22 protein-coding genes are annotated in these 21974 nt (G+C 66.8%); 11 read left to right on the forward strand and 11 right to left on the reverse strand.

The annotated features are described in order from the left end of the window. Positions 1-30: 30 nt before the first annotated feature. Genes J5837_RS03935 through J5837_RS03945 form a run of 3 tightly spaced genes read right to left on the reverse strand, consistent with a single transcriptional unit; the run spans position 31 to position 2452 of the window. Positions 31-708, reverse strand: coding sequence for an HAD family hydrolase (locus J5837_RS03935; RefSeq protein WP_210535403.1), 678 nt, complete (start codon positions 706-708; stop codon positions 31-33). Further along, positions 705-1412, reverse strand: coding sequence for a pseudouridine synthase (locus J5837_RS03940; RefSeq protein WP_210535404.1), 708 nt, complete (start codon positions 1410-1412; stop codon positions 705-707). Before J5837_RS03940 ends, J5837_RS03935 begins: the two co-directional genes overlap by 4 nt. After that, entirely contained in the window at positions 1409-2452 is a 1044-nt protein-coding gene (locus J5837_RS03945) for a class I SAM-dependent methyltransferase (RefSeq protein WP_210535405.1), read from the reverse strand. Before J5837_RS03945 ends, J5837_RS03940 begins: the two co-directional genes overlap by 4 nt. A 116-nt stretch (positions 2453-2568) precedes the next feature. Here J5837_RS03945 and J5837_RS03950 point away from each other — a divergent pair, with 116 nt between their 5' ends. From J5837_RS03950 to J5837_RS03995, 10 genes are all read left to right on the forward strand, one after another. After that, positions 2569-3609, forward strand: coding sequence for a CorA family divalent cation transporter (locus J5837_RS03950; RefSeq protein ID WP_210535406.1), 1041 nt, complete (start codon positions 2569-2571; stop codon positions 3607-3609). Between the two features lie 97 nt (positions 3610-3706). Next, entirely contained in the window at positions 3707-4270 is a 564-nt protein-coding gene (locus tag J5837_RS03955; RefSeq protein ID WP_210535407.1) for a DUF3016 domain-containing protein, read from the forward strand. Positions 4271-4272: 2 nt separating this feature from the next. Further along, positions 4273-4737, forward strand: a complete 465-nt coding sequence (gene msrB / locus J5837_RS03960; RefSeq protein ID WP_210535408.1) for a peptide-methionine (R)-S-oxide reductase MsrB — start codon at positions 4273-4275, stop codon at positions 4735-4737. Positions 4738-4766: 29 nt separating this feature from the next. Further along, complete coding sequence (locus J5837_RS03965) at positions 4767-5537, forward strand: HipA family kinase (protein ID WP_210535409.1); 771 nt, start codon at positions 4767-4769, stop codon at positions 5535-5537. Continuing rightward, on the forward strand, positions 5524-5916 hold the full coding sequence (locus J5837_RS03970; protein ID WP_210535410.1) for a DUF3037 domain-containing protein: 393 nt from the start codon (positions 5524-5526) through the stop codon (positions 5914-5916). Before J5837_RS03965 ends, J5837_RS03970 begins: the two co-directional genes overlap by 14 nt. A 4-nt stretch (positions 5917-5920) precedes the next feature. Then, the gene (locus tag J5837_RS03975; RefSeq protein WP_210535411.1) at positions 5921-6205 is read left to right on the forward strand and encodes a DUF4031 domain-containing protein; all 285 of its coding nucleotides are present in this window, start codon (positions 5921-5923) and stop codon (positions 6203-6205) included. Positions 6206-6456: 251 nt separating this feature from the next. Further along, entirely contained in the window at positions 6457-8289 is a 1833-nt protein-coding gene (locus tag J5837_RS03980) for a family 43 glycosylhydrolase (protein WP_210535412.1), read from the forward strand. 49 nt (positions 8290-8338) lie between these two features. Beyond that, positions 8339-8581 carry a DUF3297 family protein gene (locus J5837_RS03985; protein ID WP_210535413.1) on the forward strand — a complete coding sequence of 81 codons (243 nt, stop codon included), beginning with the start codon at positions 8339-8341 and terminating at the stop codon, positions 8579-8581. Between the two features lie 46 nt (positions 8582-8627). Then, on the forward strand, positions 8628-10238 hold the full coding sequence (locus J5837_RS03990; protein ID WP_210535414.1) for an MFS transporter: 1611 nt from the start codon (positions 8628-8630) through the stop codon (positions 10236-10238). A 169-nt stretch (positions 10239-10407) separates the two neighbouring features. Further along, on the forward strand, positions 10408-11193 hold the full coding sequence (locus J5837_RS03995) for a class I SAM-dependent methyltransferase (RefSeq protein ID WP_210535415.1): 786 nt from the start codon (positions 10408-10410) through the stop codon (positions 11191-11193). A 130-nt stretch (positions 11194-11323) separates the two neighbouring features. Here the strand turns inward: J5837_RS03995 and J5837_RS04000 are convergent, their stop codons facing one another. The 3 genes from J5837_RS04000 to J5837_RS04010 all read right to left on the reverse strand — a co-directional run bounded on the left by J5837_RS04000 (position 11324) and on the right by J5837_RS04010 (position 15041). Continuing rightward, positions 11324-13273 carry an alpha/beta hydrolase family protein gene (locus J5837_RS04000; protein ID WP_244755601.1) on the reverse strand — a complete coding sequence of 650 codons (1950 nt, stop codon included), beginning with the start codon at positions 13271-13273 and terminating at the stop codon, positions 11324-11326. A gap of 65 nt (positions 13274-13338) precedes the next feature. Then, positions 13339-14100: an ABC transporter permease gene (locus tag J5837_RS04005; protein WP_210536132.1), complete on the reverse strand. Its 762-nt coding sequence runs from the start codon at positions 14098-14100 to the stop codon at positions 13339-13341. An 11-nt stretch (positions 14101-14111) separates the two neighbouring features. Next, positions 14112-15041, reverse strand: coding sequence for an ABC transporter ATP-binding protein (locus J5837_RS04010; RefSeq protein WP_210535416.1), 930 nt, complete (start codon positions 15039-15041; stop codon positions 14112-14114). A 227-nt stretch (positions 15042-15268) separates the two neighbouring features. Between J5837_RS04010 and J5837_RS04015 the strand changes: the two genes are divergently transcribed. Beyond that, positions 15269-18355 (forward strand): discoidin domain-containing protein, encoded by a 3087-nt coding sequence (locus tag J5837_RS04015; RefSeq protein ID WP_210535417.1) that lies wholly within the window; start codon positions 15269-15271, stop codon positions 18353-18355. A 446-nt stretch (positions 18356-18801) separates the two neighbouring features. On the opposite strand, the gene J5837_RS04020 is transcribed toward J5837_RS04015, so the two are convergent. The 5 genes from J5837_RS04020 to J5837_RS04040 form a co-directional block, all read right to left on the reverse strand. Further along, positions 18802-20061, reverse strand: coding sequence for an RNA polymerase sigma factor (locus tag J5837_RS04020; protein WP_210535418.1), 1260 nt, complete (start codon positions 20059-20061; stop codon positions 18802-18804). Positions 20062-20110: 49 nt separating this feature from the next. Beyond that, positions 20111-20491, reverse strand: coding sequence for a VOC family protein (locus J5837_RS04025; protein WP_210535419.1), 381 nt, complete (start codon positions 20489-20491; stop codon positions 20111-20113). 16 nt (positions 20492-20507) lie between these two features. Then, on the reverse strand, positions 20508-20864 hold the full coding sequence (locus tag J5837_RS04030; RefSeq protein WP_210535420.1) for a DUF1428 domain-containing protein: 357 nt from the start codon (positions 20862-20864) through the stop codon (positions 20508-20510). A gap of 16 nt (positions 20865-20880) precedes the next feature. Then, complete coding sequence (locus tag J5837_RS04035) at positions 20881-21288, reverse strand: VOC family protein (RefSeq protein ID WP_210535421.1); 408 nt, start codon at positions 21286-21288, stop codon at positions 20881-20883. Between the two features lie 71 nt (positions 21289-21359). After that, positions 21360-21941, reverse strand: coding sequence for a dihydrofolate reductase family protein (locus tag J5837_RS04040; protein WP_210535422.1), 582 nt, complete (start codon positions 21939-21941; stop codon positions 21360-21362). Positions 21942-21974 lie beyond the last annotated feature (33 nt).

Here is a 21974-nt window from a genome sequence, read left to right on the forward strand (position 1 = left end):
GCATTCGTGGCCGAACCGCTCACGCAGGCCTCATGCGGCGAGGCGGCGCTCCAGCATGTCGCGTACGTCGTGCAGCGAGGCGATGATGGTGTGGCCCCATGCGCGCACTTCCTCGTCGGGCGCGACCAGGTCGGGCACCTGCACCGCGTGCATCCCGGCAGCCAGCGCCGCGCGCACGCCGGTCGGCGAGTCCTCCAGCGCCAGGCAACGCGCCGGCGCCACGCCCAGCCGCTGCGCGGCGAGCAGGTAGATGTCCGGCGCGGGCTTGGACTTGGTCACGTCGTTGCCGGTGGCGATCGCATCGAAATAGTCCGCCAGCCCCGCCGCCTGCAATTTGCGCGGCGCGCGCGGGCGATGGGTCGAAGTGGCGACGCCGCAACGGATGCCACGCTGGGCCAGCCATTGCAGCAACTCCAGCACGCCCGGGCGCAACGGCAGGCCCGCTTCCATTTCCATCTCGTACAGGGCCTGGCAGCGCGCCATCAGCTCGCGCGCCTGCACCGCGGACATCCGCTCCTCCAGAATTGTCAGGCAAACCGCATCGCCATGGCCAACCATGCGCAGCCATTGCGATGGATCGATGTCGCGGCCGGTTTCGGCCGCCGCCGCAGTCCAGCTGCGCAGCATCGCGCGCTCGCTGTCGAGCATCAGCCCGTCCATGTCGAAGATCACCGCCTCGGGTACGAACGGCAACGCGGGCAGACTCATGCGGGTTCTCCGAACAGGCGACGCAGGTCGCCGGCATCCAGCAAACGCCAACGGCCTTCCTCCAGTCCGTCCAGCGCGATACCGCCGATGGCGCTGCGATGCAGAGCCGTCACATGGTTGCCGACCGCCGCGAACATGCGCCGTACCTGGTGGTAGCGGCCTTCGTGCAGGGTCAGTCGCGCTTGCCGAGGTGAAACGATCTCGAGTCCTGCGGGCAGCAAGGGCATGGTTTCCGATTCCAGCATCAATGTGCCGCTGGCGAAGATACCGGCTTCGTCGCCGCGCAGATCGTTGGCCAGCGTCGCTTCGTACACCTTCGGCAGTTTCGATTTCGGCGACACGATCCGGTGCAGCAGCGCGCCATCGTCGGTCATCAACAACAAGCCGCTGGTATCGCGATCGAGCCGGCCGACCGGGGAGACGACCGGCGAACGCTCGCGGAACCGCGGCGGCAGCAGGTCGTAGATCAGGCGACCGGTGTCCTTGGTCGAACAGGTGTAACCCGTCGGCTTGTGCAGCATCAGTACCAGACCCGGCGCGGGGTCGAGCGGCTCGCCGTCGATGCGGATGAAGTCGTGCCCGACTTTGTCGTCGGCGTACAGCACCTCGCCCGCCGCATCGGTGACCCGGCCTTCGCGGAACAGCCATTCGACCTGCTTGCGGCTGCCGTAGCCAAGGTTGGCGATGTGCTTGACCAGCTTCATCGCGACTTCACCGCTTCTATGGCCTTGAAGCCATCGCGTTGGGCTGCCACGCGCACGCTGCCGAAATTCGCCCCGAGCGTCTGTTCGTAGGGCAGATGGCGGTTGGCGACCAGACAAAGGCGACCGCCCGGCTTCAGCGCCTGTGCCGCCACGGCGATGAAGCGCTGGCCTATGTCGGGGCGACCGGCCTTCTGCGTCGCATGAAAGGGCGGGTTGGTCACGATGAAATCGTATGCCTGCGGCAAGCCCGTGGTGACGTCGTGCCAGCGGAAATCCAGATCGGTGGTATCGGCGAACGGCGCCAGATTGCTCTTCGCGCAATCCAGCGCTCGCGCCTCGGCTTCGTATAGGTGCAATGCCGACACGTTTTCGTTGTGCGACAGAACTTCCGAGGACAGGAAACCGTAGCCCGAGCCAAGATCCGCTCCGACGCCGGTGAAATCCACCGGCAGGCATTCGGCCAGCAGCACCGACGCTGCATCGATGCGATCCCACGCGAACACGCCCGGGCGGCTGATGAAACGGCCATCGAGGATCGAACGCGGCGCGTCGAGCTGCAACCACTGCGCGAGCAATTCCGCATCCGGCACGCCATGCAACGGCGGCGTCCAGAACACGCGGCAATGGTTCTTGGTCAGCTTGCCGCCGAGTCCTGTCAGCTTCTGCAGATCGCCTTCGCCCGACTTCGCTCCCTCGTCGTTGGCCATGCAGGCGACGACGATGCCGCCGGGCGCCGCCAATGAAACGGCGCGTGCGAACAGCGCGCGCATTTCGTCGCGCTGGCGTGGTGGCAGGACCAGCACCAGCGAAGAGCCCTGCGACGGCGACATGGTTTCGACGACTTCAAGTCCGCCCCGGACCAATGCATCCGCGTCGGGTTTGAAACCCTGTTCGCAGACCAGCCGCTGCAACGGGAACTGGCGTAACGCCCATCCGTCGCGTGCGCGCAGGAACAACACCGGCGCATCCGGCCACGCGAGCGCACCCGTGGCGAACGGCAGCAGCAAGGTTTCCAGGGTCGGATCGCTCAACGCAGACAAACGAAAGTCCCTACTCGACAGGAGTTCATTGTAGCGATTGCACGAATCCGGCCGTCATCCGACTGACATGCGACCGGCATATTTTTGCAACCTTGCCTTGACTCCCTGACGCCCACATGCCGTTGCCCGTCCACGACATCCCGCCGTTCAAGGGCCTGCCCGGGCTGGTCTGGGCCTTCCGATTCGACGTCGAGGGCCGCGCCGAGCCTCTCGACATCGCCGCCATCGATGCCGCCGAACTCGGCGCCGGGCAGCCGGGCTGGCTGTGGCTGCACTTCAACCAGGGCGATGCGCGCACTGCGCGGGTGATCGAGCAGCAACTGGACCTGCCCGATTCGGCCAAGGAAGCGCTGCTGACCCATGACGCCCATGCCAACCTGTACCTGGAGGACGGACTGGCGCACGGCGCGCTGGTCGATTGGCAGCATGGCGGGGTCGACAACTCGCAACTGTCCTACGCACGCTGCGAGCAGGACGTGGGTTGGCTGCACTTCGTCATGGGCGAACGCCTGCTGGTGACGGCGCGGCGCCAGGGCCTGCGCTCGGTCGAGCAGGCGCGCCGCCATGCGGCGGCCGGCGGCCTGTACGAAACCCCGGAACAGTTGCTGGAAGCCATCGTCGAACGCTTCGGCGCGTCGATCGCCCATGCCACGCTGGAACTGGACAACGAACTGGACCGGATCGAGGACCGTGTGCTCGGCGAGGACATCGGCGACGAACGCCGTGAACTGGCCCTGCTGCGCCGGCAGGCCGTGCACATGCACCGGCCGCTGTCGGCGCAACGGCGGGTGCTGCGCCAGTTCGAACAGCGCCATCGCGCGCAGCGCCAGCATCCGCTGGTCGCCACCGCCCTGCACCTGTCCCAGCAGTTCGACGAGGTCGACAGCGAAGTCGGCGCGTTGCAGGCCCGCGCCCGGCTGCTGCACGAGGAAGTCGCGGCCAAGCTGACCGAGGCGACCAACCGCCACCTGCACACGCTGTCGATCCTAACCGCCCTGCTGATGCCGCCGACCCTGGTCGTGGGCGCTTTCGGCATGAACATGGACCTGCCCTTCGTCCATCAACCGCACGCCTTCGCCGTGGCCACCGGGCTGTGCGTGCTGTCCAGCATCACCGTTTACCTGCTGCTGCGGCGGATTGGCGTGGCGCGGGTCTGAGCGGGCGGCTGAATCCCCTACAACGCCGGCGTAACGGATATTTGCGCCGCCTGTGGGGTGGGCGCATCATCGTGTAGAACCCCACCGGGAGCCCACCATGAAGCTCAAGTCCCGTCTCGCTATTGGCCTGCTCGGCGCCGCATTGGCGCTGTCGGCGCAGGCCGGTTCCAACGTCACCGACCCGAACCTGCCGCGCGCCCTGCCGGCCGACGGTCCCGTCGACGTGTCGTGGAGCGATCCAGCGAAGTTCAGCGACCTGCGTAGCGGCAACCGCTGGGAAGCCGAGCGCGGCGATTGGGTACGCCAGCTGGCGCAGTACACGCGCGAACGCGCGACCAAGCAACTCGCGCCGGGCGAGAAGCTCGAAATCGCCATCAGCGACATCCAGCGCGCGGGCCGCTACGAACCGTGGCTCGGACCGCAGTTCCAGAACGTGCGCATGATCCGCGACTACTACCCGCCGCGGCTCAGCCTGACCTACACGCTGTACGGCGCCGACGGGCAGGTACTGGCCCGTAACGAGCGCAAGCTGAGCGATGCCGGTTTCCTGATGGGCAGCACGCCGCTGAACCAGAACGATCCGCTGCGCTACGAGAAGCGCATGATCGACGACTGGGTGCGCCGCGACCTCGGCCCGCAGCGGCTGGTGGGCAGCCGCTGACGATGACCGCCTTCGACCTGACGCCGCCGACGGAAGGCCAGCGCGCGACGCTGGTCGAAGGCCTGAGCGAAGACGAAAGCCGCGTGCTGCTGCACCACGGCACCGAAGCGCCGTTCTGCGGCGTATTCCTCGACAACAAGCTCGACGGCGTCTATTGCTGCCGGCTGTGCGGACTGCCGCTGTTCCGTTCCGGCGCCAAGTTCGATTCCGGCACCGGCTGGCCGAGCTTCTTCCAGCCCTACGACGAAGCGCACATCCGCCGCATCCGCGACGACAGTTACGGCATGGTCCGCACCGAGATCGTCTGCGCCCGTTGCGGCAGCCACCTGGGCCACGTGTTCCCCGACGGCCCACCGCCGACCCATGAACGCCACTGCCTCAACTCGGTGTCGTTGTCCTTCGTCGAAGAAGGCGAGGCCTTGCCGGACCCGTTGCGGCGCGGCGGCGCCGAGGCGCAACCCGCCTGACGGCTGCGCCGCTGCCGTATCCTGTGCGCATGCCGCGCACCGTCCAGGTCAACCGTTACGTCACCCCGCTGCGCGAAGGCGGCTCAATGCCCGCCGTGGTCGAGGCCGACGACGAAGGCCTGTACGTGCTCAAGTTCCGCGGCGCCGGGCAAGGCGCGCGCGCCCTGGTCGCCGAATGGATCTCGGGCGAGATCGCCCGCGCGCTGGGCCTGCCGGTGCCGGAAATCGTGTTCGCCCAGCTCGACGCCGAACTGGCGCGCACCGAAGGCGATCCGGAAATCCAGGACCTGATCCGCGCCAGCGACGGCCTGAACCTGGCGATGGACTACCTGCCCGGCTCGCTGGCCTTCGATCCGGCGGCGGACGCACCCGACGCGGACCTGGCTTCGCGCATCGTCTGGTTCGACAGCTTGGTGCGCAACGTCGACCGCACCGCGCGCAATACCAACCTGCTGCTCTGGCATCGCAAATTGTGGCTGATCGACCACGGCGCCAGTCTGTATTTCCACCACGGCTGGGACGGCGGCACCGATGGCGCCGGCAATCCTTTCCCGCTGATCCGCGAACACGTGCTGTTGCCGTGGGCAACGGAATTGCCGGAAGCCGACGCGGAATCCGCGGCCAGGCTGGACCGGCCGACCATCGCCGGCATCGTCGCCGACGTGCCCGACGCGTGGCTGCAGGGGCCGGATGCTTTCGCGGACCCGGCAAGGCAACGCGAGGCCTACGTCGATTACCTGTGCAAGCGCCTGCAGGCGCATGCCGATTTCACCCGCGAGGCGATCGATGCGCGCGGTTGACAGCTACGACTATGCGGTGGTACGCGTGGTTCCGCGGGTCGAACGCGAGGAGTTCGTCAACGTCGGCATCATCCTGTCGTGCGGCGCCAGCGGATTCCTGCAGGCGCGCTTCGCCCTGGACGAGGCGCGCCTGCGCGCGCTGGACCCACGGGTGGACATCGATGCGGTCCGCCGCCACCTCGACGCGATGGCGGCGATCTGCGCAGGCACGCCCGACAGCGGACCGATCGGCCGGCTTCCGCCGCGCGCCCGCTTCCATTGGCTGACCGCCAAGCGCAGCGCGATCATCCAGACCTCGCCGACCCACATGGGCCGCTGCACCGACATGGCCGCGACGCTCGACCACCTGATGCGACGCATGGTGCTGGCCCCGGAGTGATGCGATGACCGTCTACGTCGACGACGCCGTCACCCTGTGGCGCGGCCAGCGCTGGGCCCACCTGATGGCCGACACGCTGGAGGAACTGCATGCCTTCGCCCAGGCGCTGGGCATCCCGCGCCGTGCCTTCCAGGACAAGCTCAGCGGCGCGCATTACGACCTGCCCGCGCCCTTGCGCGAAGAAGCCGTGGCCTTGGGCGCCGTCGCCATTTCCCGGCACCGCGACCGCGAACTGGTTCGCGCGGTGATCCGCAACGCGAAAACCCAAGGCCGCGGCGAAGCGCCATAAATCGCGATGTGGGAGCGACGTCAGTCGCGAATATCGAAGCGATGTCGCTTCCGCGCCCGCATGGAATCCGAAGGTCAAAGTCGCCCTTTCACTCGGCTCCCGTCTGCCCACGCAGGCGACACTTGCGCGGCTTCGACATTCGCGACTGACGTCGCTTCCACGTCGAACATTCTCGAATGCTGCATCGCGGCTCGCATGTAACGTTTACATGCCTAACATCGGCTGCGCCCCACGTGCGCACGACCAGGCCGATGCCGACGATCCTTCCGCGTTTCCTCCCATCCTGCCTGCTGCTCTGCATCGCGACGGCGCATGCCGCCGATCCGCCGCCCGGCAAGCGTACCTACGCCAATCCGGTCGACATCGATTACCGCTACAACTTCGAACAACTCAACCAGGGCATTTCCTATCGCACCGGCGCCGATCCGGTGATCGTGCGCCACGACGGCGCGTATTACCTGTTCATGACCCTGGCCGACGGCTATTGGCGTTCCGACAACCTGCTTGATTGGCAATTCATCGCGCCCAGCCGCTGGCCATTCGAAAGCATTGTCGCCCCGGCCGCCGTGTCCGACGGCAAGCGGCTGGTGCTGATGCAATCCGCATTCGTCCCACGACCCGTGCTGGAATCGACCGACCCCGCCAGCGGCAGGCTCGATTTCCTCACCCGCCTGCTGCCGCCGATCCCGGGCGCGGTGCCGCCGGGACAGGACATCCTGCCGCTGAGGCCGGGACAGACGCCGCCCGGCCCGTGGGATCCGGCGCTATTCATCGACGACGACGGCCAGTGGTACCTGTACTGGAATTCCTCCGACACCTATCCGATCTACGGCATCGCGATGGATCGCGTCGCGCGCGGCTTCGCGTTCCGTGGCACCCCGCAGGTGATGCTCGCGTTGGATCCCGCGAAGCACGGCTGGGAACGCTTCGGCCCCGACCATCGCGGCGCGAAATTCCCCGACGGCAAGCCGATCGGCAATTACCTGGAAGGCGCGTGGATGAACAAGGTCGGCGGGCGTTACTACCTGCAGTACGGCGCGCCCGGCACCGAGTACAACGTCTACGCCAACGGCGTGTACGTGGGCGAACACCCGCTGGGGCCGTTCACCTACGCGGCGTACAACCCGGTCGCGTACAAGCCCGGCGGTTTCGTCGAAGGCGCGGGCCATGGCTCCACTTTCCAGGACGCGCATGGCAACTGGTGGAACACCGGTACGCCGTGGATCGGCTACAACTGGACCTTCGAGCGCCGCATCGCGATGTTCCCCGCGCATTTCGCCGAAGACGGGCAGATGAGCGTGTCCACCCGCTTCGGCGATTTCCCGCACTACATGCCCGAAGGCAAGGTCGACGATCCGGAGGCGTTGTTCACCGGCTGGATGCTGCTGTCGTACCGCAAGCCGGCCAGCGCGTCGTCGACGCTGGGCGAGTTCGCGGCGGGCAATGTCACCGACGAGAACCCGCGCACCTTCTGGGTGGCGAAGGACAACCACGCTGGCGAAACCCTGACCGTCGATCTCGGCGCGGAGAAGACCGTGCGTGCGGTGCAGGTGAACTACGCCGACTACAAGTCGGGACTGTTCGGCGATGGGCCGGAAATCTACACCGCGTTCCGCCTCGAACATTCGGCCGACGGAAAGCATTGGCAATCATTGGCGAAAACCGACGGCCCGCGCCGCGACCGGCCGAATGCCTACCTGCAGCTTCCCGAACCCGTACGTACGCGCTACCTGCGCTATGTGCATGGGCATGTCGGCGCGGCACACCTGGCCATCAGCGACCTGCGCGTGTTCGGCAACGCCGATGGCGAGGCGCCGGCCGCGCCACGGCAGGTCGGCGGCGTGCGCGACGCCGACGCGCGCAACGCCACGATCCGCTGGCAGGCGGTACCGGGGGCGACCGGCTACAACGTGCGCTGGGGCATTCGTCCGGACCGGCTGAACCTGGCCTACCAGGTCTTCGCCGACCGCGGCACCGAACTGGAATTGCGCGCACTGAACGTCGGCCAGAGGTATTCGGTGGCCGTGGAAGCCTTCAACGAAACCGGCGTTTCCCCGCTCAGCGAAGTCGTCGCCCTGCCCTAAGCCGGCGCCAACCGGTAAGATTCCGGCGCCCGAACCCGAGAATTGCCGCATGACCGATACGCCCCCGGACCGCCTCGCCGTCGACGAGAACAGCCGCTACCACGATGCCGCCGCGCTGGAACGCGGTGTCGGCATCCGCTTCAATGGCGTCGAACGCAACAACGTCGAGGAATACTGCGTCAGCGAAGGCTGGATCCGCGTGCAAGCCGGCAAGGCGCTGGATCGTCGCGGCAATCCGATCACGCTGAAGATCAAGGGCGAGGTCGTGCCCTATTTCAAGACCCCGGCCTGATCGCCGCCTCCGCCGCACGGCGGATACCTGCAAGCGAGATCCCGCGATGAAGCACGGCGGCCTGTCGTTCCACCACCCCGTCGCCTTCTGGCTCGGTTGCGCGCTGATCGTCGCCGGCGTGTTCTCGCACATGCCGATGTTCATGATGGGCCAGCACACCCACTGGCAGATGGTCGGCATGCCGATGACCACCGAAATGTGGATCGGCATGGCGATCATCCCGCTGGGCCTGGCGCTGTCCGCCTATGGCGTGATGCCGCGCGTGGCGCAATTGCGCGAGGCGATGCGCGGCGACGCCGGCCACCTTCATTTCCATGTCGCCGACGGCGTGCCGCTGAACGGCGAGCACTGGAAGCTGGTCCTGGTGCTGATGGTGGCGCTGGCGGTGGACGTGATGAAGCCGGCGACGCTCGGCTTCGTCATGCCGGGCATGAGCGCCGAATACGAAATCTCCAAGCCGACCGCCAGCCTGCTGGCGCTGGTCGCATTGACGGGTACCACCGTCGGCTCGGTGGTGTGGGGCCGCGTCGCGGATCTGTTCGGGCGCCGAGCGGCGATATTGCTCGGCGCGCTGATGTTCATCGGCACCGCGATCTGCGGCGCCATGCCGACCTTCCACTGGAACCTGGCGATGTGCTTCCTGATGGGTGCATCGGCCGGCGGCCTGCTGCCGATCACCTTCACCCTGATGGCCGAAACCGTGCCCGCCGCGCATCGCGGCTGGTTGCTGGTCGCGCTGGGCGGCATCGGCACTTCGGCCGGCTACCTGCTGGCGGCCGGCGCGGCGGCGACGCTGGGCGAAATGTTCAGTTGGCGCGTGCTGTGGTTGCTCGGCTTGCCGACCGGCGCGCTGATCGTGTTCCTGTATCGCTTCATCCCGGAATCGCCGCGCTTCCTGTCCAATGCCGGCCTGGCCGAACAGGCCCGCGCGGTACTGCGCAAGTTCTCCGGCGACGCTTATGCCGCCGTCGAACGCGACGATGGCGTGCATCCGGGCGCGCCGGTGATCGACGAGCAACATCCGGTCGCGGGCGCGCGCCAACTGCTGCGCGGCCGCCACGCGGGCATCAGCTGGGGCCTGCTGACCGCGGGCGTGGCCTGGGGCTTGGCGAACTTCGGTTTCCTGCTGTGGCTGCCGGTGAACCTGACCGAGCTCGGCATCGACCCCAAGGCGACCAGCGCCTTGCTGGCGAAGTCCGCCGTGCTGGCCCTGCCCGGCATCGGCGTGGTGATCTGGCTGTACCACCGCTGGAGCAGTTTCAAGTCGCTGGTGCTGTTCATCGCGCTGACCGCGCTGTCGCTGCTGGCCTTCGCCGCGATGGGTTGGCTGCAGATGCGTTCGAACGCGCTGGTCGTGGCTTGCACGGTGTCGCTGCTGGTGACGATCAGCGGGGTGATCGCGATGCTGATTCCCTATGCCGCGGAAATCTATCCGGTGCATCTGCGCGGCACCGGCTCGGGCGTCATCGCGGCCAGTTCCAAGGCCGGCGGCATCCTCGGCGCCGGGCTCGGCGTGATGGGCTTCTTCGGCCACTTCGCGCTGTCCGCGTTGCTGATCGCCGTGCCGATGCTGGCCGCCTGCGCGCTGCTGTTGCGCAGTGGGGTGGAAACCCGTGGGCGCCGGCTGGAAGAAATCGAACAGGCGATGGCGGAATAGGCCGGGCCGTCCCGCCTTGGCCTTCGTTCCGCCGCGCACCGCGGCAGGGGTTCGGATCGACCCCCTCCGCTCCCTCCGATCGTAGCCATCCATGACCTCCGGCTCGTGCCATTCGGCGCGGACGGCGCATCATGCGTGGACTCTGCCCCGCCAACCCGAGGAGAAAGCCATGTCCGCCCTGCATCGCCTGTTGCTCGCTTCGAGTATTGCTTCCTGCCTTGCCCTTGCCACCCTGTCGGGTAGTGCGAGCGCCGGCGCTCCGTCCAAGTCGGACATCGCGGGCGTGCTGGCCAACCCCTCGCGCTCCGCCGCGGACAAGGAGCGCGACGCCCGCGACAAGCCCGCCGAGGTGCTCGCGCTGGCGCACTTCAAGCGCGGCGACACCGTGGCCGACCTGTTGTCCGGCGGCGGTTACTACGCCGAGATCCTGTCCGGCATCGTCGGCCCCAAGGGCAAAGTGCTGCTGGTCAACAACACCGGCTACGAGAACTTCGGCAAGAAAGGCCTGGCCACCCGCCTGGCCGACAACCGCCTGCCGAACGTGCAACACATCGTCGGCCCCAGCGATGCGCTGGGCATGGGCGAAAACACGCTGGACGGCGCGGTGATCGTGATGTCCTACCACGACCTGTACTGGGTCGACGAGAAGGAAGGTTGGCCGAAGGTCGATGCTGGCCAGTTCCTCGATCAGGTCACCCGCGCGCTGAAGCCCGGCGGCGTACTGCTGGTGGTCGATCACAGCGCGAAGGAAGGCACGGGCAGCGCAGATGCGCAGACCCTGCACCGCATCGACGAGAAATTCGCCATCGCCGATTTCCGCAAGCACGGCCTGGAATGGGAAGCCGCCATCCCGGTGCTGCGCAACGCCGACGACGACCGCAGCAAGAACGTGTTCGACCCGGCGATCCGCGGCAAGACCGACCGCTTCGTGCATCTGTATCGCAAGCCTAAGTGATGGTTTCGGCCGAGTGCGGACAATAAGAACGGGACCGGATTCGCTTTGTACCTGAATCAGTTTCGGAGAGTGAACTGCTCCGTTTAGAGCCCGAGGAAATCGAGCAGGCGATGGGCGGGATAGCCGAAGGCTATCCCGCCTTGGCCTTCGCCCCGCCCAGATACCGCGACAGGAACTCCAGCAACCGCACGTAGTACTCGCGGCGGTGCGCCTCGTTGTAGAAGCCGTGGCCTTCGGTGTCGTAGTACAGCGTTTCGACCGGCACGCCTGCGGCCTTCAGCGCCTTCTCCATCTTCTTGCTGTGCTCGATCGGCGCGCGCTCGTCCCGGCCGCCCGCCGCGAGGAATACCGGCGCCTTGATCTTGCCGGCGAGGTTCACCGGCGACACCGCGGCGAGCGTGTCGCGTTCGCCCAGCCAGTCGCCGACCCAGACCCGGGACGAACGGCTGTCGCGCGTGTCGCGGTACACCCGTTCCAGGTCGTACACGCCGACATACCCGACCGCGCAACGGTACAGGTCCGGTTCTCTCGCCACGCCCATCAGCGCGGCATAGCCGCCGTAACTCGAACCGTAGATGCACATGCGCGCGGGATCGGCGATGCCTTGCGCCACCGCCCAGCGGGTCGCGTCGGTCAGGTCGTCCTGCATCGCCTTTCCCCATTCCTTGGCGCCCGATTGCAGGTGGTCGCGGCCGTAATTGCCGGAACCGCGGAAGTTGACCCGCAACACGGCGTAACCCGCCTCCGCCAGCATCTGGCTTTCGTCGTCGAAGCCCCATTCGTCGAACACCGAGAACGGGCCGCCGTGCGGCAGCACGACCAGCGGCAGGGCGCCGTTCTCCTTGCCCGCGGGACGGGTCAGGTAGCCATACAGCTTGCGCCCGTCGCGCGCCTTCAGCTCCACTTCGCGCGTGGGCTGTGCGCGTGCGGGATCGAACCATTCGCGCCGGCTGTAGACCATATTCGCGGTCTTGGCCACGGTATCGAACAGGTAGTAGTCGCCGTTGTTGCGCTCGCTCCAGACGTAGACCAGTGCCAGTCGTCCATCCTTGGTAGTCGAGGTGACGGACACCGCCAGGCCGGGGAAGGCTTTTTCCAGGCTGCGGTACAGGCGCGCCGTGGCGGTGGTTTCGTCGAAGAAGCGGCTGCGCAGACCATCGTGCATGAACCAGGCGCCCGCCGGTTCGCGCGCGCCCAGTCGCTCGATGGTTTCCCAGGGATCGGCCACGGCATCGCGTAGCAACTCGACCTGCTTTCCGCTGGCGGGATCGTAGGACAGGATCGCATCCGGCCCTTCGGCCATTTCGCTTTGCAGGTAGGCGAGTTTGCCGTCTTCGGAAAAACCGAGCGGAAAGACCACGCGATGGCTCTGCGCCTCGTCGTTGACCAATCGCCAATCCGAACCGCGCGCATCGCGGTAATACAGCTTGCTGCTGTTGTCGGAGCCGTAACCCGCGGCGAACCGGACTTCGCCGGCGGCGTCGGCTGCAAAGCGCGCCCTGCCGACCGGTGCGGTCGCTACCGTCGTGCGGCGGCGGTTGTAGATGTCCAGCATTTCGACGCTGGTCATCGGATTGCTACTGAACGGCCAGGCCGCGATCAGCACTCTGCGCTCGTCGCCCGGAAGCGTGTCGATCAGGTACACCGCCGGCTCCAGTTCAAGTTGGATGCGGCCGGCGTTGATCGCGTCGCCGACGCCGTATGGGCTGGCCAGGGTCATGGCCTTGCTGCCGTCGGCGTTGATGGCGTGCAGTTCGCCCGTAGCATAAGGCTCGTCGCGGCTGCCCAGGCGCTCGGCCATCGAGACGATGACGCGCTCGCCGTTGGCCCACCAGAAGTCGCTGACCACCGAGTCCTTGCGCCCTGTGGCCTTGGCGGTGATCTTCTTGTCCGCGCGGCGCATGATGGCGAGGACGGTGCGGTCCTCCATCGGCACCGTGAACGCCAGGAACTCGCCACTCGGCGAAATCTTGATCCGCTCGATGCGGTCCTGCTTCACATAGGCGTCGACGTTCACCTGCGCCATGGCAGGTGCCGCCAGCAACGCCGCCAGCAACGCCAGCGCTCCCCTTGCGTTCATGGTTCCCCCCGGAACACTCCCTGTGTCCCGGGCATTCTAGACGCGACCGGACGCGGATGGGCGCGTCAGTTCCTGATCTTGTACCCGGTCCGGAAAATCCACCAAACCGCCAGCAGGCAGGCAGCCAGGAAGCCGAGGATCGCGGCGATGCTGACCCCGACGTTGACGTCGGAAATACCGTAGAAGCTCCAGCGGAAACCGCTGATCAGGTACACCACCGGATTGAACAGGGCGATCTTCTGCCACAGCGGCGGCAGCATGTTGATCGAATAGAACGCACCGCCGAGGAAGGTCAGCGGGGTCACGATCATCAGCGGGATCACCTGCAGTTTCTGGAAGTCGTCGGCCCACAGGCCGATGATGAAACCGAACAGGCTGAAGCTGACGCAGGTCAGCAGCAGGAACGCGACCATCCAGACCGGATGTTCGATGTGGTACGGCACGAAGACACGTGCGGTAACCAGGATCAGCAGGCCGAGCATCAGCGACTTGGTCGCCGCCGCGCCGACGTAACCGATCACCACCTCGACGAACGACACCGGCGCCGACAGCAGTTCGAAGATGGTGCCCGACCATTTCGGCATGTAGATGCCGAACGAGGCGTTGGAGATGCTCTCGTTGAGCAGCGACAGCATGATCAGGCCGGGGATGATGAAGGCGCCGTAGCTGACGCCCTCGACCGCGCCCATGCGCGCGCCGATGGCCGCGCCGAACACAACGAAATACAGCGAAGTCGACAGCACCGGCGAGGCGATCGACTGGGTGATGGTGCGGAAGGTGCGCGCCATCTCGAAGCGGTAGATCGCCTTGACCGCCGGCCAGTTCAGCGAAGCGAAGCTCATGCGCGCGCCTCCCGCACCAGGCTGACGAAGATATCCTCCAGCGAGCTCTCGCTGGAATGCAGGTCCTTGAAGTCGATGCCCTGTTCGCCCAACCTCCGCAGCAAGGCGGCGATGCCGGTTTCCTCGGCCTGCACGTCGAAGGTATAGACCAGGACGGCGCCGTCCTGGGCCAGTTCAAGCGGCAGGTCGGCCAACGCAGCCGGAATCTCCGCGAGCGGTTGCTGCAAGGTCAGGGCCAATTGCTTCTTGCCCAGCTTGCGCATCAGCGTGTGCTTGTCCTCGACCACGACCAGTTCGCCGTGGTTGATCACGCCGATGCGGTCGGCCATTTCTTCGGCTTCCTCGATGTAATGCGTAGTCAGGATCACCGTGGTGCCGCGCTCGCGCAGGCCGCGAACCATGTTCCACATGTCGTGGCGCAGTTCGACATCGACGCCGGCGGTGGGCTCGTCGAGGAACAGGATCGACGGCTCGTGGGCCAGCGCCTTGGCGATCAGCACACGCCGCTTCATGCCGCCGGACAGCGCGGCGATCTTGCTGTCCTTCTTGTCCCACAGCGACAGATCGCGCAGCACCTTTTCCAGGTGCGCAGGATCGGGCTTGCGTCCGAACAGCCCGCGCGAGAAGCGCACCGCCGCCCACACGCTTTCGAACGCCTCGGTGTGCAGTTCCTGCGGCACCAGGCCGATCTTCGAACGCGCCGCGCGGTATTCGCGCGCGATGTCGTGGCCGTCGGCCAGCACCGTGCCGCTGCTGGCGTTGACGATGCCGCAGACGATGCTGATCAGGGTGGTCTTGCCGGCGCCGTTGGGCCCGAGCAGGGCGAAGATCTCGCCGCGTTCGATATCGAGGTCGACGCCTTTCAGCGCCTGGAAGCCCGACGCATAGGTCTTGGTCAGGCCGCGGATGGAAATGATCGGAGGCACGCGTGTTTCCCGGATGGAGAACCGCCGAATGCTGCCCCTGGACACGGCAGCGCTGCGCGGCGGAAGGCGGTCGCTAGGGTAGGGCCGATGCCGGTGGCGATAAACCCCGCGGCCAGGGAATGACTCTCCCGCCCACGGGACAGCGCAGCCGGCGTGCTGCACCGCGACTCGCATGTAAACGTTTACATGGCTAGGATTCGGCCGTTCCCCTGCGTCCGGACATTCGAATGTCGAGCTTCCTGCGTTGCGTCCTGCTCCTGGCCATCTGTATTTCCGCGGCCTCCCTCGCCCATGCCGACGATGGCTTGCCGCCGCGTTCGCAATGGAAGGCCAGCAGTTCCTCCACCGAGAACCCGGCGATGGCCTCGGCGTATGCCATCGACGGCGACCCGGCCACGCGCTGGGGCGGCGCGTTCTCGCCGGGCAACTGGTTGCAACTGGACCTGGGCCGCAGCGCGATGATCGGTGCGGCCCAGGTCCATTGGGAATGGGGCGGGGCGCGCGCGTATTCGATCCAGGTTTCCGAAGACGGCAAACAGTGGCGCACCGCCTACGAGACCCGCGACGGCATCGGCGGCATCGAATACGACGTGTTCCCCGCGGTGCGCGCACGCTATCTGCGCCTCGCCGCGCCGGCGCGCACCGCCGACTGGGGCGTGTCGGTGTTCGAGTTCCAGCCATATGCCGTCGACGAGGCGCCGAAGATCGCCGGCAAGAACGCGGATACCGCGCAATGGTGGCTCGGCACGAATGCGCGCGCGCTGCCTGCCGGGAAAGGTGCAGCGCGCGAGCTGCTGATCGAACTGCCGCAGCCGCTGGAACTGGCAGGCCTGCAGGCCTGGTGGGGCGAAACGCCGAAGGCGGCGAAACTCGAAGCGCGCGATGGATCGGGCCAATGGAGCGTGCTGGCCGAAGAACCGGACAGCTACGGCAAGTCGTCGTTCCTCGCCACCGACAAACCGCGCAGCGTTTCCGCGCTGCGTCTGAGCGCGAGCGCGGGCACCACGCCGCCAAGCCTCGAACGCCTGCGCCTGCTCGGGCCGAAGCAGGCGATGACGCCGATGAAGCGCTACCAGCTCGCCGCGGCGAAGCGCGATGCGGCGCTGTTCCCCTCGTCGCTGCACGAGCAGCAGGTGTACTGGACCGCGGTCGGCATTCCGGCCGGGCGGCAGAAGGCGGTATTCGACGAATACGGCAACCTCGAAGCGTTCAAGGGCGCGCCGCTGGTGCAGCCGCTGTGGCGCGATGCTTCCGGAAAGGCCGCGGCGGCCACATCCACCACGAAGATCGAACACGCACTGCGCGAAGGCTGGATGCCGATGCCGAACCTGCGCTGGTCGCCGCAACCGGGGCTGGAACTGCACAGCGAAGCTTTCGCGGTGGAACGCGACGGCATGCCGGTGGTGCTGGTGCGGCATCGGCTGCGCAACACCGGCCAGCGCGCGGTGGATGGCACGTTCTCGCTGCTGACGCGGCCGATGCAGGTCAGCCCGCCGTGGCAGAACGGCGGACTGTCGGCGATCCACGACATCGCGCTCGACGGCGATGCGGTACGGGTCAACGGCCGCACGCTGTATCGCGCAGCGCAGGCGGCCGATGCGCAGGGTGCGGCGGCGTTCGGCGCGCATGGCGAAGGCGAGATCACCCGCTTCGCCGCGGAAGGCAAGGTGCCGGCGCAGGCAGGGGCGCACGACGACGCCGGCCTCGCGGCGGCGATGCAGAGTTGGCAGGTACGGCTGGCGCCGGGTGCGCAGCGCGACTTCATCCTGGTCTTCGCGCTGGGCGACCGGCGCATCGATCCGGAAAAATCGCCGCTGCCGCAAGCGCCGACGCCCGCCTTGCCCTCGCCGCTCGATGGCGCCGCCTTCGACCGCCTCGCCGACGACACCGCACGGCAATGGCAGGCACGGCTGGGACGCATCGGCCTGAGCCTGCCCGACCATTCGCTGGTCGACATGCTGCGCGCACAGGCCGCGTACATGCTGATCAACCAGAGCGGCCCGGCGATGCAGCCCGGACCGCGCAACTACAACCGCTCCTTCATCCGCGATGGCGCCGCCACCGCCGCGATCCTGGCGCGGATGGGCATGGCCAAGACCGCCCGCGACTACCTGGCGTGGTACGCCTCGCACGCCGTACACGAGAACGGCCTGGTCTCGCCGATCCTCAACGACGACGGCACGGTCAACACCGGCTTCGGTTCCGACATCGAATACGACGCCCAGGGCGAATTCATCTGGCTGGTCGCCGAACTCGCGCGGATCGACGGCGGCGCGTCCAGCGTGCGCGATTACCAGGACGAAGTGCGCCGCGCGATGAAGTTCATGCAGGAACTGCGCGAACGCACCCTGGTGCCCGGCTACAAGGCCGACCAGCCCGCGCCGGAACGCTTCCGCGGCATCATCGCCCCGTCGATCAGCCACGAAGGCTATCCGGTGCCCACCCATAGCTACTGGGACGACTGGTGGGCGCTGAAGGGCTGGCACGACGGCGCCTGGCTGGCCGAGCAATGGGGCGACCACGAAACCGCGAAGTGGGCGCGCGAACAGTACGCCGCGCTGCGCGAATCGATGACCGCATCGATCGAAGCGACGATGCGCTGGAAAGGCACCGACACGATCCCGGCCGACGCCGATACCGGCGGCAGCGACCCGACCAGCCTTTCCATCGGCCTCGATCCGGCCGGCCAGCAGGACGCGATGCCCGCCGCCGCGCTGAAGACCACGTTCGAACGCTACCTCGCCGACGTGCGCAAGCGCGACGAACCCGGCGCGCTGTTCGCCTACACGCCGTACGAAATCCGCAACGTGCTGACCTACGTGCACCTGGACCAACCGGAAGTCGCCGACGAACTGCTGATGCGCTTCCTCGGCCACCGCCGTCCCGCGCCGTGGCAGGTGCTGGCGGAAGTCGTGTACTCCGACCTGCGCCACGCGATCTACCTCGGCGACATGCCGCATACCTGGATCGGCTCGGAATACGCCCGCGCGATCTTCGGCATGCTGATGCACGAAGGCGACGACGCGTTGGACCTGCTGCCCGGCACGCCGCAGGCGTGGCTGCAGGGCGAAGGCCTGGGCGTGAACGGCCTGCCGACGGCTTACGGCGCGTTGACGATGCATGCGAAACAGCAAGGCGACGAACTGCGCATCGAACTCGGCTCAGGCCTGCGTAAAGACGCTGCGTTGCAGGTGCATTGGCCTAATCGTCGCAGGCCCACTTCCGTAGAAATCGACGGAAAACCAGCAGGCAATTTCGATGCGGAAGGGATGCGCGTCGCCAAACCGTTCAAACGGTTGGTTGCGCGCTGGTAGGAAACACGCGGTCCGTATCCGCAAAATGCGAAGGCTGTTTCGCTTTTCGCACTTCTCTCCCGTCCGCAGCGGCGGAGCCGGTGGGTAACCCCGTAAGGGGCGACACGCAGGATGCGTGTCGTTTTCGGAAGGCACATGGATGTGCCGTCCGAAAATTCCGCCGGCTCCGCGAACCCTTCGCGTAGCGAAGGGCGCGAGGCAGGGTGTGTTTCTTTTGCTTACTTTTCTTTGCACAAGCAAAGAAAAGTAAGTCGCCGAGAGGCGAAATGCTCTTGTAGGAGCGCACTTCAGTGCGCGACCGGAAGCCCTCCTGCGCCCAGGAGTTGCCGCGCAGCTTCACTTTTACGGTCGCGCACTGAAGTGCGCTCCTACAAGAAGAACAAGCAAATGGATCCCAGCGTTCGCTGGGATGACGAGCAAAACCGATGCGTCGAGTTCGGCTCGCCCTACTCCGCGCAAGCCTGCGCCCGCGCCTGCATCCGGCTCCGCTCCCGCGCATTGCGCGTCAACGCCGCCGCACGCTCGAAAGCCTGCCTCGCCTCGTCGCGGCGGCCGAGCTGCTCCAGCAGGTCGCCCTGCAGCGCCGGCAGCTGCGGGTACTCACGCAGCAAGGGCTCGTCGCGCAGCGCTTCGACCAGCGGCAAGGCGACCTCGGGGCCCGAGGCCTTGCCCACCGCCGCGGCCCGGTTCAGCTCGACCACCGGCGAGGGCATGGTTTGCGCCAGCCGAGCATAAAGTGACGCAATGCGCGCCCAATCCGTGACCTGTGCCCGCGGCGCCCGGGCATGGCAGGCGGCGATGGCCGCCTGCAGGGCGTAAGGGCCATCGGCCCCGCCCAGGGCAGCCGCCCGTTCCAGGGCATTGAACCCGCGCTGGATCTGCAGGCGATCCCAACGCGAACGGTCCTGTTCCAGCAGCAAAACCGGCTCGCCGTCGGCGCCGATCCGCGCGCGCAGGCGCGAGGCCTGCAGCTCCATCAGCGCCAGCAGGCCGTACACCTCCGGCTCGCTGGGCATCAGCCCGGCCAGCACCCGGCCCAGCCGCAGCGCTTCCTCGCACAGCGCCGGACGCATCCAGTCCTCGCCGGCGGTGGCGGAATAGCCTTCGTTGAACACCAGGTAGACCACTTCCAGCACCGAATCCAGCCGCTCGCCCAGCTCGGCCTTGCGCGGCACCTCGAACGGCACCCGCTTCTGCGCCAGGGTTCGCTTGGCCCGGACGATGCGCTGGGCGATGGTCGGCTCGGATTGCAGGAAGGCGCGGGCGATCTCGTCCGTGGTCAGGCCGCCGAGCAGGCGCAGGGTCAGCGCGACCCGCGCCTCGGTCGGCAGTACCGGGTGGCAGGCCACGAAGACCAGGCGCAGCAGATCGTCGCCGATGTCGTCTTCCAGCCATGCGTCGCTAGCGGGTCCGGCCATGTCGGCGCCCTCCAGTTCGTAAGCCAGTTGCTCGTGCTTGCCGGCGTGCAGCTTGCGCTGGCGCAACTGGTCGATGGCGCGGCGTTGCGCGGCCGTCATCAGCCACGCCGCGGGGTTGTCCGGGATGCCGTCCTGCGGCCAGCGCTCCAGCGCGGTCACCAGCACGTCCTGGGCCAGTTCCTCCGCGCTGTCCAGGTTGCCCAGCATCCGGGTCAACCGCGCGATCAGCTTCGGCGATTCCATCCGCCAGAGGGTGTTGAGGGTGCGCTGGAAGTCGGAGGAGCTCATGGGCGTGGATCGCGATGCCAATGGAATGCCACCCGGGACTTAGCACTTTTCATGCCATTGAATGCAGACCAAACTGGTTGCCCTCCGTGTCGATGGCGAGGGCGATGTGCCCGTACTCGCCGATCGGGAATTTTTCCTTGAACACGCTGCCGCCCGCGGCCGCCACCCGGCCGGCTTCGACGGCGCAGTCCTCGCAGGCGAAGTAGACCAGCGTGCCGAAACCGCCCGACGGCGCGCCCTTCATCTTCACCAGCGCACCGCCGGCACCGGGCGCCTCCACCTGCGCCGGGAACGACCACATTTCCAGGTCGGGCACGGGCGCGGACAGCGCTTCCAGCTTCACGTCCAGCACCGCCTCGTAGAAGGCGCGGGCGCGCGGCATGTCCTGCACGTAGATTTCGAACCAGACGACGGGATTCGGCTTGCTCATGCGTGTCTCCTGCATATCAGAGTTCGACGACCGGCTTGAACCCGCCCCAGAACATCCGCTTCGCGTCGAACGGCATGTCATTCGGGCCCATGCCGGCGAGGCGCGGGTCGGCCATCACTTGCTTGTTGACCCGGTCGCGGTGCGCGCGAGAGCGGTAGACGATCCAGGAAAAGAACACGACTTCGTCCGGCTTCAACTTCACCGCCTGCGGGAACGAAGTGACCTTGCCCGGCGGCACGTCGTCGCCGACGCACTCGATGTATTCCAGCGCGCCGTACTCTTTCCAGACCTTGCCGGCCTTGCGCGAAAAGCGCTTGTACTCCGCAAGGTTGGCCTTCGGCACCGGTACCACGAAACCATCGACGTAACTCATTTCCATCTCCTCCGTATCAAGCGCCGGGGAATTCGGCTTCGTTCATGTAGAAGACTTCCCAGGTGTGCCCATCTGGGTCCTCGAAACTGCGCTGGTACATGAAGCCGTAATCCCTGGCTTCACCCGCCTCCTTGCCGCCGGCGGCCAGCGCCTTGTCCATGGTCGCGTCGACTTCGGCGCGGCCGCCCGTGGACAGGGCGATCAGGGTCTGCAGTTCCTTGTTGGCGTCGGCGACCGCTTTCCGGGTGAATTCCTGGAAATACGGGCGGGCCAGCAACATCACGAAGATGGTGTCGCTGACCACTACGCAGGCGCCCTTCTCGTCGCTGAACTTCGGGTTGAGGGTGTGGCCGAGCGCGGTGTAGAAGGCTTTCGACTTCTCCAGGTCGGCGACCGGCAGGTTGACGAAGATCTGGGTGGGCATGGGAGAGGTTCCTTTGTGGAATTTCGGGTTGTTGCGCCGGCCATCGGAAACGGCCCGCGCCGTGCTGCGGACTATCCGGCCTTCAAGGGACCAGCAGCCTTGTAGGTGCTGAAGACGATGCCGGAGGCAAACGCTTCCGAACGAATGAGTTCGAAGGCGCGCGCAGGCGTTCCTTCCGCGAAGAAACGCTTTCCCGTGCCCAGCACGACCGGATAGACGATCAACAGGACTTCATCCGCGAGCCCTTGTTCGAGCAGCGTCGGGATCAGCGTGGAACTGCCCCACAGCACGAGATCCGGGCCCTGCTGCGACTTGATCCGGCGAACGCCCTCGACGACGTCCGGCCCCAGGCCTTCGACCGGGCCCCATTCGAGGCTCTCCGGACGATGGGTGGCGATGTACTTCGTCGCCGCGTTGAGGCCATCGGACATCGGACTGCTCGGCGCCTTCGGCCAGAACTCCGACCAGATGTCGTAAGTGCGACGGCCGAGCAGCAGGTCGAAGCGCTCGCCCTGGGCGGCCAGCACCGCATCCCGGCCGGCGGGGCTCCGATAGGGCGCGGTCCAGTCGCTGTAAGGGAAACCGTCGCCGTCGGCGGAATGCTGGATCACGCCGTCCAGCGAAACATGTTCGATGATCTTGAGCTTTCTCATTCGAGTCTCCGCGTTCGGGCCGGCGTTTCCGCG

Origin of the sequence: Pseudoxanthomonas helianthi, assembly GCF_017939625.1 — a bacterium.
GTDB lineage: Bacteria > Pseudomonadota > Gammaproteobacteria > Xanthomonadales > Xanthomonadaceae > Pseudoxanthomonas_A > Pseudoxanthomonas_A helianthi.

Bases quoted from the DNA above. Each gene is read 5' to 3' on its own strand.
- J5837_RS03975 (WP_210535411.1), top strand. From the start codon at position 5,921: ATGACCGTCTACGTCGACGACGCCGTCACCCTGTGGCGCGGCCAGCGC.
- J5837_RS04025 (WP_210535419.1), bottom strand. From the start codon at position 20,491: ATGAGCAAGCCGAATCCCGTCGTCTGGTTCGAAATCTACGTGCAGGAC.
- J5837_RS04015 (WP_210535417.1), top strand. From the start codon at position 15,269: ATGTCGAGCTTCCTGCGTTGCGTCCTGCTCCTGGCCATCTGTATTTCC.
- J5837_RS03995 (WP_210535415.1), top strand. From the start codon at position 10,408: ATGTCCGCCCTGCATCGCCTGTTGCTCGCTTCGAGTATTGCTTCCTGC.
- J5837_RS04000 (WP_244755601.1), bottom strand. From the start codon at position 13,273: ATGAACGCAAGGGGAGCGCTGGCGTTGCTGGCGGCGTTGCTGGCGGCA.
- msrB (WP_210535408.1), top strand. From the start codon at position 4,273: ATGACCGCCTTCGACCTGACGCCGCCGACGGAAGGCCAGCGCGCGACG.
- J5837_RS03935 (WP_210535403.1), bottom strand. From the start codon at position 708: ATGAGTCTGCCCGCGTTGCCGTTCGTACCCGAGGCGGTGATCTTCGAC.
- J5837_RS03950 (WP_210535406.1), top strand. From the start codon at position 2,569: ATGCCGTTGCCCGTCCACGACATCCCGCCGTTCAAGGGCCTGCCCGGG.
- J5837_RS03965 (WP_210535409.1), top strand. From the start codon at position 4,767: ATGCCGCGCACCGTCCAGGTCAACCGTTACGTCACCCCGCTGCGCGAA.
- J5837_RS03990 (WP_210535414.1), top strand. From the start codon at position 8,628: ATGAAGCACGGCGGCCTGTCGTTCCACCACCCCGTCGCCTTCTGGCTC.
- J5837_RS04020 (WP_210535418.1), bottom strand. From the start codon at position 20,061: ATGAGCTCCTCCGACTTCCAGCGCACCCTCAACACCCTCTGGCGGATG.
- J5837_RS03970 (WP_210535410.1), top strand. From the start codon at position 5,524: ATGCGCGCGGTTGACAGCTACGACTATGCGGTGGTACGCGTGGTTCCG.
- J5837_RS04040 (WP_210535422.1), bottom strand. From the start codon at position 21,941: ATGAGAAAGCTCAAGATCATCGAACATGTTTCGCTGGACGGCGTGATC.
- J5837_RS03955 (WP_210535407.1), top strand. From the start codon at position 3,707: ATGAAGCTCAAGTCCCGTCTCGCTATTGGCCTGCTCGGCGCCGCATTG.
- J5837_RS03940 (WP_210535404.1), bottom strand. From the start codon at position 1,412: ATGAAGCTGGTCAAGCACATCGCCAACCTTGGCTACGGCAGCCGCAAG.
- J5837_RS03980 (WP_210535412.1), top strand. From the start codon at position 6,457: ATGCCGACGATCCTTCCGCGTTTCCTCCCATCCTGCCTGCTGCTCTGC.
- J5837_RS03985 (WP_210535413.1), top strand. From the start codon at position 8,339: ATGACCGATACGCCCCCGGACCGCCTCGCCGTCGACGAGAACAGCCGC.
- J5837_RS04030 (WP_210535420.1), bottom strand. From the start codon at position 20,864: ATGAGTTACGTCGATGGTTTCGTGGTACCGGTGCCGAAGGCCAACCTT.
- J5837_RS04035 (WP_210535421.1), bottom strand. From the start codon at position 21,288: ATGCCCACCCAGATCTTCGTCAACCTGCCGGTCGCCGACCTGGAGAAG.